Origin of the sequence: Sphingobacterium cellulitidis (genome assembly GCF_043187465.1) — a bacterium.
In the GTDB taxonomy this organism is placed as follows: Bacteria; Bacteroidota; Bacteroidia; order Sphingobacteriales; family Sphingobacteriaceae; genus Sphingobacterium; species Sphingobacterium cellulitidis.
This window is the reverse complement of sequence record NZ_CP171136.1, coordinates 84,295-105,141: the sequence shown is the minus strand read 5'-3', so window position 1 is coordinate 105,141 and position 20,847 is coordinate 84,295. Positions and strand designations below refer to the sequence as shown.

The 20,847-nt window shown below is 37.8% G+C and carries 12 protein-coding genes; all 12 read right to left on the bottom strand.

What is annotated here, in order from left to right:
• Window positions 1-18 precede the first annotated feature (18 nt).
• The 12 genes from ACF3OC_RS00450 to ACF3OC_RS00395 all read right to left on the bottom strand — a co-directional run bounded on the left by ACF3OC_RS00450 (window position 19) and on the right by ACF3OC_RS00395 (window position 20,481).
• Window positions 19-1,305, bottom strand: a complete 1,287-nt coding sequence (locus ACF3OC_RS00450) for an SUMF1/EgtB/PvdO family nonheme iron enzyme (RefSeq protein WP_169715201.1) — start codon at window positions 1,303-1,305, stop codon at window positions 19-21.
• Window positions 1,306-1,358: 53 nt separating this feature from the next.
• Entirely contained in the window at window positions 1,359-2,045 is a 687-nt protein-coding gene (locus ACF3OC_RS00445; RefSeq protein ID WP_094257523.1) for an outer membrane beta-barrel protein, read from the bottom strand.
• A 527-nt stretch (window positions 2,046-2,572) separates the two neighbouring features.
• Window positions 2,573-3,550, bottom strand: coding sequence for a hypothetical protein (locus tag ACF3OC_RS00440; protein WP_094281289.1), 978 nt, complete (start codon window positions 3,548-3,550; stop codon window positions 2,573-2,575).
• Window positions 3,551-3,748: 198 nt separating this feature from the next.
• Complete coding sequence (locus ACF3OC_RS00435; RefSeq protein WP_094257521.1) at window positions 3,749-4,747, bottom strand: DUF5007 domain-containing protein; 999 nt, start codon at window positions 4,745-4,747, stop codon at window positions 3,749-3,751.
• Window positions 4,748-4,749: 2 nt separating this feature from the next.
• On the bottom strand, window positions 4,750-5,439 hold the full coding sequence (locus ACF3OC_RS00430; RefSeq protein WP_094281287.1) for a fasciclin domain-containing protein: 690 nt from the start codon (window positions 5,437-5,439) through the stop codon (window positions 4,750-4,752).
• Between the two features lie 4 nt (window positions 5,440-5,443).
• The gene (locus tag ACF3OC_RS00425; RefSeq protein WP_094281285.1) at window positions 5,444-6,892 is read right to left on the bottom strand and encodes a RagB/SusD family nutrient uptake outer membrane protein; all 1,449 of its coding nucleotides are present in this window, start codon (window positions 6,890-6,892) and stop codon (window positions 5,444-5,446) included.
• Window positions 6,893-6,902: 10 nt separating this feature from the next.
• Complete coding sequence (locus ACF3OC_RS00420; RefSeq protein WP_094281283.1) at window positions 6,903-10,055, bottom strand: SusC/RagA family TonB-linked outer membrane protein; 3,153 nt, start codon at window positions 10,053-10,055, stop codon at window positions 6,903-6,905.
• A gap of 382 nt (window positions 10,056-10,437) precedes the next feature.
• On the bottom strand, window positions 10,438-11,790 hold the full coding sequence (locus tag ACF3OC_RS00415) for a glycoside hydrolase family 71/99-like protein (protein WP_218823977.1): 1,353 nt from the start codon (window positions 11,788-11,790) through the stop codon (window positions 10,438-10,440).
• Window positions 11,791-11,821: 31 nt separating this feature from the next.
• Window positions 11,822-12,553, bottom strand: coding sequence for a DUF3823 domain-containing protein (locus tag ACF3OC_RS00410; RefSeq protein WP_179221498.1), 732 nt, complete (start codon window positions 12,551-12,553; stop codon window positions 11,822-11,824).
• 16 nt (window positions 12,554-12,569) lie between these two features.
• Entirely contained in the window at window positions 12,570-14,537 is a 1,968-nt protein-coding gene (locus ACF3OC_RS00405; RefSeq protein WP_094281279.1) for a RagB/SusD family nutrient uptake outer membrane protein, read from the bottom strand.
• Window positions 14,538-14,551: 14 nt separating this feature from the next.
• Window positions 14,552-17,749 (bottom strand): TonB-dependent receptor, encoded by a 3,198-nt coding sequence (locus ACF3OC_RS00400; protein ID WP_094257515.1) that lies wholly within the window; start codon window positions 17,747-17,749, stop codon window positions 14,552-14,554.
• Between the two features lie 278 nt (window positions 17,750-18,027).
• On the bottom strand, window positions 18,028-20,481 hold the full coding sequence (locus ACF3OC_RS00395; RefSeq protein WP_392470646.1) for a hypothetical protein: 2,454 nt from the start codon (window positions 20,479-20,481) through the stop codon (window positions 18,028-18,030).
• Window positions 20,482-20,847: the final 366 nt, after the last annotated feature.

The following is a 20,847-nucleotide window of genomic DNA, read 5'->3' as shown; positions in this document are numbered from 1 at the left end:
TTCGTTAACAGATTGATGTTAATATTTTCGAGTTTTACTTTGTACAGTTGGCAACTCAAATGCCGACATGACACATCTAAAACCTATATATGAATGTGGTTCATAATCCACTGAATAGTTTCTGGTTTCGCTGTTTAATTGTTCACCATTATCTTTCCATGATCCACCACGTACTACTTTTCTTTTCAATGCATCCGCATCTTTCTCATCAGCATCATACAATAACACCGGGTTAAGGTCATTTACAAATGCAATTGCTGAAGGAGAATAAGCATCTAACGTCCATTCTGAGACATTCCCTGCCATATTATAAACTCCGAATTTATTCGGGGTATATGATTTAACCGGAAGGGTAAATGTTGCACCATCACGCGCATAAGTACCTTCACCTTGTTTATAGTTTACAGCAAGCTTTTCTTTACCTTCATTACCTTCAATGGTCAATTTAGTTCCCGCTATGGTATCCCTTGGGTCGATTTTACCCTCAGCAGCATATTGCCATTGGGCTTCGGTTGGAAGGCTGAAAGTCAGTTGGTAACCACTTAGGTAAGAGTTCTTCATTAGGTTTGCCATCATCTCTTTACCTCTCCAATCGGAATAGGCACGTGCTTGACGCCATGACACCCCTACAACAGGATAGAAATCAAAAGACTGATGAGTAAAATAGTTCGCATCAAGAGAAGTTAACTGAGCATTCGGGAAGTCCCTTGACCAAATATCTTCAGCTGGAACTACCGAAACGGTATCCGTTACATATTCTTTTTTCAAGTTACCTTTCGTTTTCAGGTATGAAAATCTGTATTTGATAACTTCAGGGTTTAAAGCGCGTGTTGAGCCTTTCATTTCCAACATGGGAGCGATCTGTTCTGCTATTGAAGGGTCGGAGCTCATCCAGATCGGGGATACACTTTTTACTTTTTTCCAGTCTATCCTTTTTCCTTCGCCATCTTCACTTGCGATATCCAGGAAATACTGATCATCTTGTAAATAGTCCGTCACGGCAATGGAATCTGCCACCCAATTCACGAATTGGCGATATTGTTTGTTGGTCACTTCAGTTTCGTCAATAAAGAATGCACTTAAGCTGACGTTTTTTCCAACATTTCCACTGTCCAGGGAACCCTTAAATAAGATGGTTCCTGAAGGGATATAAACCATTCCCGGAGGAGCTGGTAATTTTCCGCCCCTAAATGCAGATACCTTAGGTGCTTTGTAAAAATTATTTGAAGAGTTACAACCTGCTATTGCTAATACAAGCAATAAACAAGCGGTAGTATATATTCGATTGAGGAATACTCTTTTCATACTTTCCATTGTTTTATATTATTGTCCAGTTTTGTTAATGATTGAATTGGATTTTACCTTTGAAACAAAGCGTATTTTACACCCAGGGAGATATAGCTATAGTGGTCATTTTTCTTATTGATGACACCGTCAAGATTATCTTTTGTCGTTAGTGTATGTTGATAATTCAAGTTGATAGCCCATTGCGGACCATAGAGGCCACGTCCAATTGGAAAATCTACACCTACATTCAATGGCACTACAAAGTGGAGTCCATCCAGGTCTTCTGAGAGTTCACCCCCTTGATTGATTACAGCGTCATGATAATTTGCAGCAATACTATTGGTGATATTGTTTTTGATCATCCCGGCACCTGCACCGACGTAGATATTGGCAAGAATTTTATGTAAGGGATCAGCTTGGAGATTAAAATAGCTGTAATTATCAGGTAGGTTCATAAATTGACCAATACGGACTTTTGCATTTGCATTAAAAGCATAATAATCATTTTTAAAAGTACTGGCATAACCATTACCACTTAATGCACCTTTTTCAGCATGAATACCTGCCGAGATAAACGGAGTAATTAAACCATCCACATCAATATGACCTGCTAAGTTGGTTTCGACATTGGCCAAATCGGTCAAGTTAATGGTAGGTCCTGCACCTATTCCTACGCTAAGCGGACGCGAAAATTGTGCTTGCGCTGAGTTAAAACCAAAAACTGCAAATAATAGTAAGGAAAAAATAGTTTTTTTCATGTTTAGAATACTTGTTAGCAATACAACACATTATTATTTAGACGAATTTTGGCCCCTTTTATTATAACTTCTACAAAATTGAGGGCACAAAATTATCAAGTCGAAAAATTTCGACCGTATTTTTGGTCACAAGAATCTTACCAAAAGATGACTTAGCTGGATTTATTAGGAGGTTTGGATCGAAATTCCCTAAACAGAAGTGGTAGGCAAAAATGTACTCAATGGCTAATAACATAACATTTCGCCCGAAAAACAAGAGAAAAATTTACTATAAAAAATAATTTTTAAATTTTTGTTAAGAAGTGCTTTTGGTCACGAATAATATGTAGTAATGAATAATATGTTCAAACACATACATAATAATTTTGTGTTAATCGATAAAACTCTACTTGCGCATGTATATTTTCTACCTTTGCTACATGATTTGAAATATCAGGGAAAATATCAGTAAAAGATTGAGGATACATTTACCTATTTTCCCTTTTTCGACCAATCAATTCATAGAATAAGAGAAATAAAAGATAGTATTATTGCTTCTTTTGAAAAATTAGTTCATTCATGGAGTTCTCATTTTTGAATTTTTCATCGACAGATACTGGCTTCAATTTAAACTGTGTAGGCGAAATAATCTGTACATTTCCCTTCAATATTCCATTACCCTTAAAGAAGATCTCCATAGAGCCTGAATTCGAGGATTGCCCACTATATTTCCATGACCCAAGGGTCTTAATGAGCTCTCCATCGACAGGCCTCCATTGAGCTGTTGCTCCACCTCCACCTAAATAGGTCATCGGATAAAAGTTCATGGAGCCATTCCCATTTAATTCATATACCTGGGTAACCAATTTAAAATTTCCATCTTGAGCTACCTTCGCTTCCCATTTTCCTACTAATGGTTTATATACATCTTCGGGTTTTTGCATATTCGAATACTTTCTTCCGCGGTCAAAACCAAATTGATCTTTTATACTTCCATTTGGGTTAAACACCGTAAAATCCCCATCTAATTCGCCAATCGAATAAGCTCCTTGCGCTAAAGGTTTATCATTAGCGGCCCACAATGCTTTCCCATGGAACATATAGGTTGTAGTTCCCTCTAGTTCAGAGACATTGACCGCAAAGTGTAGTTGATTATTATCAACACGATAATACTCATAAAAGAATAACAATACTGGTGTACCCTTGAAATACTTACGGTCTTCCCAGTAATTTCCAGTTTCATCATCATTAGGAACGATATCACGCCCTAATAATTCTCTTTTTAAATAATAAACAGCTTTATTTTTATCTACTTGTCGAAGATTTTTATCGACATAGACCTTATCATCATTTTTTTGGTAATCACCAAAAGTTGCGAAACTAGTATCAAAACCTAACTTTAAATCAGGTTGAATTTGATCTTCAGGGTTGGCATTGGAATCTTTGGAACAAGATATTAATTGGAGCATCAAGAGTGGCAAAAACCAGATGGACAACCATTTTCTTTGGATTACGATTGATTTCATATTCGTGTGATTTTCTGGAATCTCTATTGATTCCAATGTGAAATTAGTAGATAATTCCCACGAACAGACTGTTTTACCTTTAGGTAATCTTATTCATTTATATAATTCAGTTAGCTGAATTTGATATTTAAGCGATGGAAAAGAAGCAAAAAAAAGCGACCATACTGCTATGGTCGCTTACAATTTTATTATAACTATTTATTTTTTGGGTACTCTTTTTACCATTGGAACTATAACATCAATTTGATAAGTTCCAGGTGCGAAAGTTCTGAAATTGAACCTTGCATTACAGGAATAAGTATTGTAAGGAAGTTCAAGGCTATCATCAAACTGCACATAAGGAGCAGGAATACGGTAATAATAATTAAATCCGTTTCCTAATGAGTTTAAAGGAAATGGAACAACGCCATAAGTAAACTCCATACGGTCATCAAATAACTGAGTTTCGATGGAATAATCCTGCATAGTTTGTAAGAAACCACCTTGAGTACCTGAATTTGGTCTTCTAGCAATTTCTCCTGCCTTAGGATTAAATGGCGTGCCATTTTTATCTACGATTCTCACGATTACCTTATTGCCTTCTTCAGAGATTCTCTTTGTCACCTGATGCTCGCTAGTGCTCGGGATTAATTTCGTAGTAGTTTCAGCACCTACCTTCATAGCGACCGTGGAACGAACCGCATCAATAATAAAGAATGGAGCTTCAACCAAATCAAATTCACCAATTCCCTTATATACACGGGTTTCTACAGCATTTCCGATTTCAAGGTCAAATTTATATTTACCAATAGGAAGATTAACGGAGGTATAGTTTGCTTCCAGTTGACCTGATACAGGATTGATATTAATTGGACGAATCATGGTGTCGATTCTTTTCGCTTCAATCATCGCAATTGTGGTGTCTACCTTCGGATCATAAAGAGCCTTCCAAACCTTATGTTTATACGTTTTAGTAAAGAGATCCGTTACATCTTTTCCGGTTTCTCTATCATAAACATTCAACATTTTAATCTTCAAGGGCTTAGTAGAACCTTCAGGATTTATGGCCGTAGAGACATAATCTCTACCTTGTGGCACTTCGATTGGCAACTCTTCATAACGAATGATATTACTCAAGTTACCATCAGGAATTTTTTTACAGGCTGAAAAGCCAAGGCCCAATAATAAGCCCAAACTATATATAATTGATCTTTTCATAACTATCTGTGATAAAATAAGGTATGTGAATTGGACAATACATGAACTGTTCCAGTGGTTGTGCGAACGTTTGAAGTTTGAACCAAAGTTCTGGTCCCCACAGGATATTCGATTTTGCTCACATCGAAATTAGGATCTAACTTCTGATATAAATACGTAAAATAAACCAATTTTGGCTTTGTCGAAGAATTTGAGTTATACCCTAAGGCCTCATCATCTGTCTCCTCATAGGAAACTACAACCTCATTATTCTTCAAGTTTTTATAAATTTTACCTTGAGCATTTAAATCATCATTCACGATCGGCTGATTGACAAAATAAATATTTAATGAATCAGCAAAACGAGCCATTTCATATTTCATTATTGAGTCTACAGTCCATTTCTTAAATGGGTCGATTTTTTGAATCTCCAATGTTCTTGCAAGCACATAATTATTGATTGCATAATCAGAAGGAACGAAGAACGTTTTATTGGATTGATTTAATTTTTCCTTTAATCCGGCTTTATCTACAAGCAATAATAGGGTATCAAACATACCGTACCTATTACTTTTCAAAAAATCGTAGGTGCTCATGTTTACGTTTGGATCATGAAGATCTCCACCGATTTTATAATCGTCATTTTTGCATGAATAGATACTCAGAGATAACACTAAACCAAGTATTCCGATTAATATATTTTGAATTTTCATAATCTTAATTGTTTTTCCACCAAGGGTTTTGGGTTAATAATTCATCTTGTGGCAATAATGCACGCATATCTAATGGCCAATAATAACCTTGGGCATTGATACGGGATTCAGAGTAATAATCTTCAAACTCCAATTTATTTAGGAATCCCATTCTGATCACATCAAATTGAGCAGAACCTTCACCAATTAATTCTCTTCTTCTTTCCTTAAATATTTCTGTAAATAAATCTGATCCCGCTGTAGCAAGTTTTGCCAAACCTGCGCGCTCACGGATACGATTTAAATCATCCAATGCTAACTGAGTTTTCCCATTCTTGAAATATGATTCCGCTCTTAAAAGATAGATATCTGCCAAACGGTAAATAACCAAGTTATTACTTACCGCATAGATATCCGTTCTTCCTGGCTCGAAATATTTAACATTATCATATTTACGAAGATAAAATTCAGTACTACCGTCACCTTTTCTAAATACAGAATCAAATCTCGCTTCCGCATCTTCAAAATAACTTTCTTTAAAATCTACATCCAAAGTCCAAGCACTACCTTTTCCTTTTCCTTTAACTACAGGGTCCGTTAGGAAGATATTGAAGAAATTTCTATCATTTTCACCACCTGACTCAGAGTAAAGCATGTTAAGCTCGAAGATGGATTCCTTTGAACCACCAGCCCAGATATTGCGTATATCTTCTGAGGACTCTAAGGAATATCCTCCATTAATAACATCTGTACTCAGTTTTTCTGCATTCACATAATCGTGTTGCCATGCATAAACATGCGCCAGCAATGCTTGTGCAGCACCTTTGGAGGCTTTGGTTTTTGTACTATTATCCAAGTTATCAATCGCGAATTTTAGGTCTGCAATACAGAATTCCATCGTTTCTTTCTGCGAGGATCTAGCCACCGGAGGGATGTTTTGAGGATCTTTATAACTTTCCTTGATTAATAGAACATCTCCCCATACACGTTGCATATAAAAGTTAACATACGCACGAATAAAATGTGCCTCAGCAATCAAAGCATTCTTTTCCTTGGCACCAGCAGAGAAATTCTCATCCGGAATCAAAGGTGTATTTTCAATAATTCTATTGGCTTGATTTATAATCTCATAAAATCTCGTCCAGTTCCAAAGCGCACTTTCTAAATAAGGTGCATAGTGGAAATTAAAATTACCGGATTTACTGAAAGATGTCATGTTCCAGTGATCACTACCAACTTTAAAGTTGCCGGCAGCAATATCACCGAAGATAAAATAAGAACGTTCCATTCTTAAAGCATTTCTTAGGAGGAAGTATGCTCCGTTGGTTGCCTTTGAAATGTTCTCAGCATCTTTCCAAAACACTTCATCATAAGTGCTATTTTCTGGTTCTAAATCAATATATTTTTGACATGAACTTAAGCTAGCCGCTACAAGCAGATAACAACAAGCCTTTTTTATATAACTTAATTTCATTGTGTTCTCTTTAAAAGTTAATTTCTACACCCAATGTATATTTCTTAGGCAAAGGATATGCTCCACCACTATATTCTCCTTGTGGAGTTACAAGTTCTGCATCTGGCACTCTTGCTTTTTGGATGGTCAACATATTATCTAACATTGCATAGAATCTCACATTACTTAAACCAATTCTGAAGCTTTTAATCATGTCTTGAGGTAGTAAATATCCCAAGGTGATGGTTTTAACTTTGAAGTAGCTTCCGTTTTCATTCCACATGGTGCTGAACGGGAAAAACTGATAAAAGTAACCTTGATAAGGGCTAATTGAAGGGAAGTTGGCTTCATAATTAGGGTCTTGTGCCTTTTCAGGAGTCCAATAATCAACCCCATCCAGATCAGGAAGTCTTCTGTTGGTAAAATTGAATACATTACCACCAAAGCCATTATATTGGTTACTTTTTAGAGTATTGATAATATCTCTTCCAATAGTGAATGTCCCTAAGATACCAACCGTAAAGTTTTTATAGTTGATCTCATTGTAAAGACCACCTGTTAACCTAGGGTTTGGATTTCCAGTTGGAACCAAGTCACCATCAGCAGCTCCTTTATCAGAATCACTCCATACATCATAATCCCCGTTTACATCTGCCCAATGAGGATACCCTGGTTTAACCGGATAGTTATTTTTAAAGTAGGTCAATAATTTACCAGTAATCGGGTTAACAGGGATTTGATCCGCTTGGTTGTAAACGCCTTGGTAAAGCATCTGAGCCCATTGATAAATTGGACTACCCACACGATAGAATAAGGATTGGTTATAGCCATAAGAATCAGCATAGAACCCTTTATCACCAAAAGGCAATGATCCAATTGTATTTTTATTGAAGGTTAAGTTCAAGTTGGTATTCCATTGTACTGGACTTGTACTTGCCATATTACGCGTTGCAATGGTCACATCAAAACCTTCGTTATAGATAGTCATTGGAACGTTATATGATAATTTGGTGTAGCCTGTATAGAACTGGAATGGGAAAGAAAGAATAGGATCTTTTGTAATCTTTCTATAAGCATCCATAGTTACGGTCAAACGATCATTAAATAATCTTAAATCAAAACCAAGGTTCACTTGCTCAGACTTATTCCAAGTCAAGTTTGGTAATGTCAATGGTTTTTGGAATGAAGGTGTCGCAACACTACCACCATCATATGTAGAAGTATTTAGGTCCCACACATTGAATGGAGCGTAGAAATCCTGAGGAAGAGATCCTGAAAGACCCCAGCTACCTCTAAATTTCAAGAAGTTTAACCATGAAACATCCTTAAGGAATTCTTCTTCAGAAGCAACCCAAGCAAGGGATCCCGAAGGGAAATAACCCCATTTTGTGTTTTTACCAAAACGAGAAGAAGCATCTGCTCTCCAAGAAGCGTTAAAGATATATTTGCTCTTATAATCGTAAGCAAACTGACCCATAAAGGATACTAACCCTGATTTTCTGATATTAGAATTTGCGGCTAAGTTCTTTTGTGCCACCCCTTGAACAACATGGATATCATCCGTTGGAAGGTTTTCACCATAGATATAACTTGATCTGTAATCATCATATTGGAATGATTGAATTCCAGTTAAGGTGAAGGTATGGTCGTTATTTAAAACCTTAGAGTAGTTCAAGACATTCGCCAAGTTGTAAACGAATGCATTGTTTTTATTTGCAGAAGCGAAGTTCACTCCTTGATTCAATTCACGAGGTTGGAATTGATCTCGGCTATCAAAATTCGCTTGCAAGGATGCTTCAAATGAATATTGTAATCCTGGGACGATATCAACATATGTTTTTGAGAATATATTCAAGATATCAGTTTTATTGTCATCCAATAACTTATCGTACTGACCCATGTAGAATGCATAGTCCAAGTCTGATAGTTGTACGAAAGATGAAGGCATACTTCCTTGGTCGATAGGTACAACCTGATTGATTCCACGTCCTAAACCTCTTTTTCTATCCATGCGAGAAGTAGAGAAAGTCAGATCTGAACGCAAGAAAGGCGCTAATTTAAACCCGAAGTTACCGCGTAATGAATATCTTTTGAATCCTGTTTGACGAACAATACCTTCTTCGTTATAATAACCAAGGGATAAGCGATAATTCACGATTTCCGATCCACCAGCAATACTACCATCCACGTTATCAATATTTCCGGATTGATAGAATAGGCTTTGCCAGTCAGTAGCATTATTAAAACTACTGTTTAAACTGTCTGTCAAAGGTTGAGTAAGTCCTCCAAGTTGGTTATGGTTCGCATACTGGTTTAAGATATCCAGTTTTGTTCTTCTTTCAGTTGCTCCCAACAAAGTTTTTTGTAGCTCAGGTCTTTGTGTCAATCCTTTGTAGTAGGAAAGTCTGATTTGAGGTTTTCCTGAACGACCGGTTTTTGTTTTAATAATGATAACCCCATTTGCACCACGAGAACCCCAAACGGCAGTTGCAGCAGCATCTTTTTGCACCACGATACTTTCGATATCATTGATGTTGATTCCGGCAATGTAGTTTGTTCCAGTTGCTGAGGAGGTTGCTAAATCCGTTACAGACATCGGCATTCCATCGATGATGTATAACGGTGAACTCATAGTATTCGCCAAATCGATTTCAGAGTTCAAATCTGGAGACAAGGTTGAGTTACCACGTACGGTAAATGTATTTCTTGCCCCTGGCTCACCCGTAAAGCTTTGGATGTTTACTCCGGAAACACGTCCTTGAAGTAAACTCTCGAAACTCGGTGCAGCCATGTTCTCAATATCTTTACCAGAAATAATTTGAACCGAACTGGTTGTTTTTCGGGTCGATTGTTGCTGATAACCAACAACAATAACCTCATCCACGACAGCTCCATCTTCTTGAAGACTAATGCTGACTGGGTTTAAATTTGTTATTGAAATTTCGCTATTCTTATAGCCAATTCCTGTCGCGACTATCGTTGCTGGAAAATTTCTCAATGTAATTGAAAACTTTCCTTGTGAATCCGTCGAGGTTCTATTGCTGGTCCCTTTCTCAGTAATGGTAATACTTTGAATAGGTGCTCCATCTGCATTTACCACGCTACCATTAATCACATTTGATTGTGCAAAGAGGGTAGAATGGAAAATTAAGAACCCAATAATGGTCAGTAGATTTCTCATCATAGTATAGGGGTATTATGGTTTCCGATAGTGGCAAATATATTCACAACTTTAACATATTTTAACTTTCGTATTCCGCCCAAAATGCCTAAAACCTGCATTTATTGGTTTTAAGTGTCTCTCAAACGTTTGCGTAATTTTAACACAATCGATTGCACAATTTTCACATTTTAGAAAGGATTCTAGCCGTTTTGTAATGATGGCTTTAATAATTATCCACAATCATTGCGATTGACGAAAATTAGGATAAAATACTTTTAAGATTTTCGTAATAAATAAACCGCTAAACGAAAAAACAATTCTTTAATCAAGAACAAAAAAGAAAGCGAGCAAAAAGCTCGCTTTCAAACCATCTATATAACAACTAACAAATTACTTTCTTACTTTACGGTCGTACAGGACGTTGTGAGGTATATCCTGTTCCTCCTTTTATCCATTTAGAAGCTTCTCCAGTAAGCCACAAGTAATGGTCCGTAGGCAAATCATTTTCAATTCCTACAAACTTCATACGATCCCCATTCAACGGAGTATCTTTTTCGCGAGCACATTTGAAAATAGCCGTCCCTTCATCAATCTCATCAAACATGGCAACATATAGTGACATCGCACCAGCATTGATGGCATTGGACATTTGCTTCCAAATAAAATCGCCCTTCAATCGAGGAATAGAATGATAGATTTCAGGATCTTTCTGCAGATTTCCCCAACTAAATCCTGGAAATACCAATGGCACATAGTCTACTTTATTCTGTGATGCCCATTGCATATCTTCACGCACCACATTAGGATTAAAATCATTGCTATTATAGCGACCCACAGCCCATGGCATGATAATATCTACCTTTTTTATCAGAGCATGCAATGCTGGATCATTTTCGGTATCCCGATCCAAGGTTCGCCAATAGTAAGGGATTCCCAACATGATCGAAATCTTCTTTTCGCCATTTTTCAACTTGTCCACAAGCTTATCCACATCCTGGATTTTATACTTTCTTTTATCATTGAAGCCGACTCCCCAAATGGTCATAAGCGGTTTGCCATTGTGCCATAAGTAGGTTGGATTTGCCTCTTTATCATATAACTTGTGGGTAGCAACCAATTCTTTCCAGTCTTGCTCCAATGCTGCGAAATCTTCGGGAGAGGAACCACTCAAGTCGTACATGATACTTATCGCCCGACCATATTTCTTGGCAGCCTTTAATGCGCTGGTCAATACTTTATTGAAATGCGCTTTTCCAGAAGGATTACTCGGTTTTACTTCTCCCAAGAAGCGTTGCATATGGACTCCGTCAATTCCGTAATCTTTCATCCATTTAAAATGCAAATCAACCGTTTCTTCGTCATTTGAGCTGAATAGATAGGCATCAGAACCGTCGGCAAACTTGAATGGAGATTTATATTTCTTGGTATATTCAGTCATATCGGGCCAGAAGTCAACCTTGGTAATCCCAGGTTCAAACTGATTATTATCTCCCTGATAATGGTACCAACCACGATTTGCACCATCTTCAGGCGCATTAAACCAGCCTTGGTATCCCGCCATAACGAGTCCCTCATACTTTGGATAAACTAATCCAGAGGTATCATACCCTTCGGTAGAATCAATCGGATTTGGTGGTTCTTTATCCGGGGTTTCCTGTGTGCCAGATGTTTTTGAGCAGGCCGAGCATAAGCTAAAAAACAAGGTCAAAAAGATCAAATTAATTGTTTTATGGAATAATATCATAGCGTTTTTCATTTATGTATTAGCATTTATAAACAGTGGATTCTTAAGGAACCTTAATTACTACGACCTCTGAATAGTTAAATTTCTCAAAAGTATCGCGAACTTTAGCACCCATTCTGAAATAATAAGTATAGCCTGATTTCAAAGGAATGTCCTTGATGGTATAGGTCTCATTCCCAATTCCTGAGCTCATACTTCCAATCTCATCCCAATTCTTATTGATTAGTATCCTGAATTCATCTTTGTAATAGGCATCAATCCGGCTTCCCGCGCCACAATATGGCGTTAAACTTAAGAATGGACGTACTTCAATAACTTGTGGAAGTCCTTGTGGAATTGGAGCTTCCAAAGTACAAGAGACATCAATTTTATTACCCTCTTTCAATGTCCATTTCGCATTTTTGATTTTGAGATAAGGCGTAACTTTAAAGTCTTGTGTCCCCGCACCACTTAATTTATAATCAGTGACTACTTCCGCAGGCCAAAAAGCACCCGCATAGGGCTGCATAGAATAGGTCGCAGAAAACAACTTGTTATTATTAAACGAACCGTCTTGCTTGACCAATAAATCCTGTGGTGCAGGATTTTCTCCATAGCTAGTTTCTAATAAGCGGATAGCAAATTCTCCAGGACCTGTTAAAAATGGGGTATCACTGGTCTTATCCAATACTTGCCCTGAAATCGTCGCATTTGGAGCTTCAAAATTATCTATATCGGCACAGGAACTTAGCCATAAGGCCGGCAGTACTGTGAATAATAGGAATATCTTTTTCATGTTCTTTCTCATTAGATTAATAAATTGGGTTTTGCGGATATAGATTCGGATTCTTATTCAGTTCTCCGCCCGGAAGTGGCTCATAGTACCATTTCTTCTCAAAATTGAAAGTTTTGTTCCATGGCTCTCTTTCGCGGATAAATATGTAAGAATTAATTCTTTCGCCATTAGGTTTATACTTCATTTCATCCAGAACCAAATACGGCATCAAGGAATTTGGAACAAAGTTATTGAGTTCCACATCGGCGGTTCTCCATCTTCTGATGTCCCACCAATGATGGTTTTCAAAGCAAAGTTCTCTTTCTCTTTCTTCACGGATAAACTGAAGGTTTCCATCTATTGGATAACCATACTTTGTAATATTCGATGGAGAAGGGTTATACGCATAGGCTTTCGCACCCGAGCGGTCACGGATTTTGGCAATATAAGTGAAAGCCTCAGTTTTTAAGGTTTCATTGGATTTCAACAAGCCTAATTCATACGCTGCTTCAGCCTTGTTTAACATGATTTCAGCAAGGCGGATGATTTTCCAAGGTTGCGTACTGTTATACAGTTTAACCTCTTTCGTGGAAAGCTTATAGTCGATATATTTTCTGATGTAAAACCCTGTACGCGTATTATTTGCGTGGCCATCCTTCCACATGCCATGTTCGCCGGTAATTCCAATTTTTGTTCCTTTATAGGTGTATTGGGTATTCTTCGGTCCGGCAAGGATTCTATTCGCTTCACTATTGATAGGAGCCGAGGTGGAGCCCATCTGAGCATCACTCGCTTTGCCTGGGTATGAAAGATATAATCCTCTCAACATATCAAAGCTTCTTTTCTCCGCACCATCTCTCAAATCCATTCCTGAGAAATATACTGTTGCCTTAAGTCTTGGTTCTGCATCAGCATATAGGTCTTTACGGTCCGTATAACGGATTGGCGTTCCTGTTGCATCATTCAAAGGCAGTTCTCCAAACAACTCTACAATATTGTAAACCGGATAAGCCATAGACTCAGCATCACTGGAAAACGTTGGGTTAGGCAGCAAAGTAGCGTCATAACTATGTTTCAAGCGCGTTCCATAAGGAGCTGTAATATTATACTGCTTGATAAAGATGTCCTCAGGGCTATTATCATCGATAAATAAATCCACATAATTCATTTCTTTATCTTCTGGCTTTTTGTTGTACAAGGAATATGGACCATTCAACACAACAGTTGCAGCATCATAAGCTTTTTGATAAAACCATTCCGCTTCCTGTCTTGGAATACCCACGAAACCTTTGCTCGCAGCATCTCCCTGTAAGTTGGAATAAAAGCCATATTTGGCGATACTTCCAGCATAAAGCATAGCCCTTGACAATAGTGCTGCAGCCACAAATTTATTCGCTCTGCCTTTTTCAGAAGTATTGGACATATTGTCCACTGCGAATTGAAGGTCTTCCTGGATGAATTTATATACATCCACTTCCTTGTCACGACCCACAAGTAAGGTTTCCTTTTCGGCTTGAGGATCCTGGACCTCTTTTACGATTGGAATTCCACCGTAACGCTTAACAAGAGCAAAATAAAAGAAAGCTCTTAAGAAGTGGGCTTCCCCAAGAATCTTATTGTATCCATCTTCAGTGAAGTTTTCTTTGTAATTCGGTAATCCAGCAATAAAGCCGTTGATATTTCTAATTCTGTCATAAGGCCAATAACCAAAGCCTTGAGCTCCGACTACGCCCCAGAATTGTCCTGTCATTTCTCCTGACATAGCTGCCATATTCTCGGCATTTACCCAATAGTTGTCCCAACGGAAACCTCGCTCGGGATGATAGACAAAGTCTTCAACCGGAAGATGGCTATATATTCCGGCAACAAATTTCCTTGCCCCATCTTCATTTCCGTATAATGCTTTTTCGTCAAGTACTCCTAGGGGTTCAAGGTCCATTTTCCGACATGAACCAACTAAAACCAGTAGCAGGACAGCCAATATTTTTGATAATGTAGTTTTCATAATGTCAATTAAACTTAGAATTTAATAGATGCCCCAATATTGTAGGTTTTGTTCAACGGATACTTATAGGTATCCACCATATGGGTTGATGATCCTCCTTCTGATCCCGGATGCTCAGGGTCAGAATACTTCATGCCTGTCCAGGTCAATAAATTATATGCACTCACATATAACCTAAAGTTTTTAACCTTTATGGATTCCAGCCAATTGCTAGGGAAGGTATAGCCCAGCTCTAGGGTCTTCAACCTTAAGTATGAAGCATCTTGGATTGCTCTGGTACCTTCAGCCATTGCTGAACCCGTGGAAGGATAATAACCAGATACCCACTCGGTATTAGGATTGAACAAATCAGCATTCGGATCAACAGGTCTCCATCTATCCAAAAACTGGGTCAATGCACCTCCTTGGAATTGAAGGGGAGCTGCCAACACTTCAATATAACGCGTGTAAACTTTATTGGCGCCTTGGAAATTCATCGCTAGATCTACTCCTCGCCATGATGCCCCAATATTGAAACCGTAGTTAATCAAAGGCATATTGAAGGTTGCGATCGGGTGGTCATCATTTCCATTGATAAAACCATCCCCATTCCAATCTTTATAGTAATAGTCGCCAGGTAAGGTCCCGCTTCCAACTTGAGTTGGATGACCATAGATTTGATCATAAGAGGTAAATTGACCATCATACTCTTTACCCCACCAGATATCCTTGTACCGATCAGCATAGCGATTTCTCCAATGGTCATAGGAGTTTCCTGCCGGTGATTCTATTCGGTTTTGAAATTGACTTTTAGTCGTTGAAACCTGAGCATTGATGAAGTAATTAAGATCATTGATACGATTGCGGTGGCTAACAGAGATTTCATAACCAAAAGTGCGATCACTTTCCAAGTTTTCCTGAGGAAGGTTTGCACCCACCGTTCCAGGGATAAGATCCAATCGAGTCGCTAATAATCCATCTCGATAACGGTTAAAATAATCGAATGTCATCCCGAAAAGACCATTCCATAGGTCCACATCAAGTCCGATATCTGCCGTTTTAGAGGTATACCATGTCAGGTTAGGGTTTGGAATCGCGGTTGGCAATGCTCCACTCACTAAATCTTCTCCAAAGATCCAGCCCAGGTTATTAGGATCCAGTGCAAACCCAACGAATGTTGAAGGGTAATTTCCCGCAGAACGGTCATCTCCCAACACCCCATAAGAACCACGGATTTTCAAATTATCTACAAAACTCAAGTTATCCTTAATGAAGTTTTCCTCAGAAATCCGCCATCCAACTGATGCTCCCGGGAAGAATCCCCAACGTTCATTTTTCGGGAATTTCGACGAGCCATCATAACGGAAACTGAATTCTGCTAAGTATTTGCCCTTGAAATCATAGTTGAACTTACCTACAAATCCTCGCGCTGTTCTTTCTCCGATTCCTTCCATATCAGCCAACTGGTTTTTAGCTTCCCCAGCAAATAGATATTCAGAGTTTACTTTTATTTCGCGTTGTGCATAAAAGCTATCCCATTTATTGTACTCCTCAACGAACAATAGTAATCCTGATACATTATGCCCAATGCCAAAGGATTTATTGTAGTTTAAGGAGAACTGCATCAAGTTATGCGAGTCAGGATATGCTGCACGACGAACCGATGATGGCGCATTTTTCTCATGTGCATTATATTTTTCTGGAGTAATGATTTCACCATTTGGCCCCAGAACTGCCGGCGTATAACTATAAAGTGGATATGATTTTTTGAAATCAGTATTGTCAGAGTATTTAAAATCATAGTTATAAGTTCCCTTGGCGGTTAAACCATCCACATAAGGGATTTTATATTCAAGGGATAATATTCCATTGAATTGCTTTCTCAAGAACTTACGATATCCCGTTTGTGCTGCATCCGTAACTGAGACAGGATGTTCATTATCAATCATATCAAAGTTTGGATATAATGGATTGTTGTTCAAGTAGATTGGAATATCAGGTCTTTGTCTCCAGGCTTGCTTATAAACTGCCCAGATATCTGTCCTTGGCTGATTGGTTTCATCCGCATAGCCTCCAAGATCCAAGGAAGCCTTTAAACGATCCGTGATTTTTACATCGACATTCGATCTCAAATTATAACGGTTATAGTTTAAGCTTTTGCTTTTATAAGATCCCATTTGATCCATATAGCCCAGATTGAAAAAGTAATTTACCTTTTCAGAACCGCCATTGACGGTCAGGTTATGTTGTTGCTGAGGTGATGTTTTATCAAATGCGGCATCCAGGTAATTGGACGATTGCTTCGTACCATCTTCATATTCTAGAATACTCGCCTCATCCCAAGTTGCCGGAAGACGATTAGGGTAGTTATTATTGAAATTTCTCCATAGCTCCTCATTTCTCAATCTTCTAAAATCTGCTGCACCAACGGTATTTGGAACATACAGAAATTGTTGAAATCCCCTGTTGTAAGAATATCCGATCTCAAAGCCTTGATCCGAACTGGAACCTCTACGCGTTGTCACCAAGAGAACCCCATTTGCTGAACGAACCCCGTAGACTGCTGCCGAGGCATCCTTTAAAACCGAAACACTCTCGATTTCATTGGCATCCATTCTGGAAAAATAATCCTTATCACGAGGGATACCATCAACCACGATCAAGGGTTCGCCCATACCACGGATATCGATATTCGATTCGAAAGCTCCAGGCTGACCAGTCTGTTGGGTAATTCGTACTCCTGGTAATTTACCAGTCAGCATATTGACCACGTTTTCGTTTTTGGTAATAGTAATTTCTTTATTGGTTACAGATGATACTGCTCCGGTAAGGGTAGATTTTTTCTGAGTACCATATCCTACGACTACGACATCTTCTAAGGTTGTATTATCGTTGGGTAATTCGACTTGGATAGTTGGATTATTTTCGAGGATGACCTCTTGGCCTAAGTAGCCAACATAGGAAATCTGTAAGCGATCTCCTGGAGACGCTGCAATGGAGAAAAGACCTTGCGAGTCAGAAGTCGTACTGATTCCTGTTTTTGTGTTCTTAATGGTTGCCCCAGCTAGTGGTTTAGCATCCGCAGATTTAACCGTCCCGCTGATGTTTCGTTGTTGTCCAAATACGGTCCCCAAAGAAAGCGAGAGCACTGGTATTATTGCCAAACGCCAGGATAGTTGTTTGAATCGCCTGCCCCAGAATAATGAGCAGGAATTAATGATTTTTAATCCCATAATTTAATTTGTTGAAATTGGTTGATGCGCCTGATATCAGCATCAGACAGTTAAAATAGGTGTGATACGCCCTTTGGTTTCTAAAACCAAAAGTTCCTTGTGAGGATTATGTATCAGGCAGGATAAAGGTTTCTTGCTTTCGTGTCATCGTTTATAAATTGATTATGAAGCAAGATTAATTTGGGGACTATAATAAAGTATTAACAAAACATTAATACGCGTAAATAAAAAAATAATTCACTGAATATCAGCGCATTATTTTTATTAATATTTTCATTTTATACAATCTCCCTGTAATTTTTACTATAGGATTCATCGTATAAATGTTGGTAAACTTGGGAAAAGTTTTCAAAACATTGATGGGCAAGACTATGATATCCGAGTTGTACCAATGCCCTACATTTATAGACCATTGCCTCCTCATGGACAGAATCGAAATGAAATATTCGATTTGCGACTTCAATTATTATTTCAGCATCTTTTTCAAGATCTAATTTTTTTAACAAACCGGATAGAAGACCGGTCGCATGTATGGAGACCTCGTCCTTAATACCATCCAACCATTCATAATCTGTATCAAACATAAATCCACCTTTTTCCAGGATACGAAGCAATGAATCAATTTCATTTTTATCCAATTCCTCAGATTGATTGAAAAGCGACATAAATTGTGAAAAGTCAATATCAATGGTATCTATATTCTCAAGACTCCAATAGCCACTTTTCTTGGAGATCTTGACCTCACCCAATTGCTCCAATAAACCATTTATCTTCGCAATATTTACAGATCTGTTGTTTGTAGCACTTGATGTTGATTTATCCGACCAAAACAGTTCCATTAATTTTTCAGAACTCACGCCACGCCCTCTATGAATGGTGTAGACCACAAACATGGTTAATAGTTCTTTTAATAAGGGTGAGAATTGCTTGGTAATTTCTTCTCCTTTTTGATCAAAAATCTGGATATCTCCTCTAAACAAATTGATAGAGGCTCCTTGTATTCGATTGCTGGTCTTTTGGAAGCTTTCTTTTTGAAGAACTACCGGCTCAGGATGTACTCCAATCTCCTGATTCGGACTTACAGGCTGCATATTGTGACTTACATTCTTTCTTTTCCGCTTTAACAGCCATAATAAAATACTTCCGCTGGTAAGAAAAGCGAGAACAGATATCCAAATCCACTTACTTGATGTAGGATTTTGTTTTCCTTCTGTGATTTGATAAGGCAGTGCTGGTGCCAACAGACTATAAATTCGTACGCGGCTTTGACTTAAGGCACTATCATAGAACAGAGTAACCGCAACAAATCGGTTTGAAGCTTTGGAATAATAAAAGTCAGCAAAGGATTTAATATCATGAAAATCAAATGGTATGGTACTTCCTAATTCTTTGAAATTGGTCCCATCTTTTGATATTGAAACCAACTGAAGGAAAGATTTAAATTTATTCCGTGGGAACATTAGGCCAAAAATGGTTTTTGATTCTTCATCTATGTATAATGAATTTGCCCAAACAGCCTCAGGAATAGGGAAATTAATCTCATATAAGGTTTTAAAGCTGTTGGAATTAATATCCATTTTTACCAAATCATTGGAGATTTTCGGATTCAACATTTGGTCACCTGTGGAACTCCCATAACCACCCAACAAATATATACCATCCTTATCCACACCCATCCCACCTAAGTAATGAGGAAATAAAGTGTCTCCTGAAAAAGCTAAGCTATCCCAAGATTCCGTAGGGATGTGGTATTTATGAATTGAGTTTTTATACCTAAAATGCCCATACCCAGCTACCATATAGATACTGCTATCCTTTGGAGAGAAGAACTTGTTAAAAGAAAGGTAATGGGTTCCATGTGCTGGGTGTTGAAAACCCTTGGACCAGGTCCTGGAAAGGGTATCAAATGAAGAAACTACTTTTTGATCGATTGAAATATTTAAAACTTTACCTGTTAAGGGATCAAATATGGATTGGCTTCCATTCACCATATAAAGCGGTGGTTTAAGATATTCCCAAGAAGTGCTGACGGTTGCCCCAAGATTAGTACGAACTAATGAGTCCTCCGAAATTATATAAACACTCTCGTTCTTATGATCAAAAGCGACACTTGCCTGCCCAGAAACGTAAAACTCATTTTCCAAGGTCCACTCTTGCCTCTGTCTTTTGATCCAAAATGGATTATTACTGGTCGCCATCAATGAACCTTCATCATCTTTCGCCTTATTCCCTGTAGTTTCATCCAATTTCCAATGATTACAAATTTTCCCCGTACAATGGATCATAACATCTTTAATCCGCATGGGCGGGAGATCTGAACTTTGGAAGGATTTATAATCATTGAACCCAAAAAACAGTTTATAGGATTTATTATCTGCCAGATTCAATTGATGTCTATAGGTGGAATTTGCACTTTTTAAAACAATTGTACCTGCCTCCTGATCGAGCAAGACCTTCAGGTTATTCCATTTATAAAACAAGTTGGATTTAGGAATGTCGAAATTAATATCCGTGAATTTATCTCCTACAATCAATTTAAAATGCTTGCCATTATCTTGCCTTCGATCATAAATTAGATCTATATTTAAATTATCATCCAAGATTAATCGAAATATATAACCAAAATAATCTTGCTGATAAGGTTTAAACTGAAGATCAAAGGATAATTCTGTTTTCTTGGCTAGTACTAAAGGTTTATCGATTCCAATTGATAGACTTGTTCGTTTATCCATCTCTTTTTCATGGCTTGAAAACTCCAATCCATATTGCCCATAAGCCTGTTGGCAAAGGAAAATGCAAAGAATAGTGTAACAAGCAATAACAAGATTTATAAACGATCGTCTCACATTAAAAATTGGCTAGCTATTTAATAAAAAGATTTAGCAAAATGTAATTTACTTCATATTCGTGGAATAGCAAAAGAGTTTTTAAGCAAATTTTAAACAAAGGCTTTTTTTTATACCTCATTAGTAAATTATTTTAATCCACTAAGCAGAATTAACTTTGATTCTTTTGAAGCATTAACCTTATTTTTCTATATTTTCCCAAGCTTATATTACAAAATATAACATTTTATTTTATTGTATTTCAATGCTTTA

Coding starts and splice junctions, on each gene's coding strand:
- ACF3OC_RS00450 (WP_169715201.1), bottom strand. CDS start 1,305: ATGAAAAGAGTATTCCTCAATCGAATATATACTACCGCTTGTTTATTG.
- ACF3OC_RS00445 (WP_094257523.1), bottom strand. CDS start 2,045: ATGAAAAAAACTATTTTTTCCTTACTATTATTTGCAGTTTTTGGTTTT.
- ACF3OC_RS00440 (WP_094281289.1), bottom strand. CDS start 3,550: ATGAAATCAATCGTAATCCAAAGAAAATGGTTGTCCATCTGGTTTTTG.
- ACF3OC_RS00435 (WP_094257521.1), bottom strand. CDS start 4,747: ATGAAAAGATCAATTATATATAGTTTGGGCTTATTATTGGGCCTTGGC.
- ACF3OC_RS00430 (WP_094281287.1), bottom strand. CDS start 5,439: ATGAAAATTCAAAATATATTAATCGGAATACTTGGTTTAGTGTTATCT.
- ACF3OC_RS00425 (WP_094281285.1), bottom strand. CDS start 6,892: ATGAAATTAAGTTATATAAAAAAGGCTTGTTGTTATCTGCTTGTAGCG.
- ACF3OC_RS00420 (WP_094281283.1), bottom strand. CDS start 10,055: ATGATGAGAAATCTACTGACCATTATTGGGTTCTTAATTTTCCATTCT.
- ACF3OC_RS00415 (WP_218823977.1), bottom strand. CDS start 11,790: ATGAAAAACGCTATGATATTATTCCATAAAACAATTAATTTGATCTTT.
- ACF3OC_RS00410 (WP_179221498.1), bottom strand. CDS start 12,553: ATGAAAAAGATATTCCTATTATTCACAGTACTGCCGGCCTTATGGCTA.
- ACF3OC_RS00405 (WP_094281279.1), bottom strand. CDS start 14,537: ATGAAAACTACATTATCAAAAATATTGGCTGTCCTGCTACTGGTTTTA.
- ACF3OC_RS00400 (WP_094257515.1), bottom strand. CDS start 17,749: ATGGGATTAAAAATCATTAATTCCTGCTCATTATTCTGGGGCAGGCGA.
- ACF3OC_RS00395 (WP_392470646.1), bottom strand. CDS start 20,481: ATGGATAAACGAACAAGTCTATCAATTGGAATCGATAAACCTTTAGTA.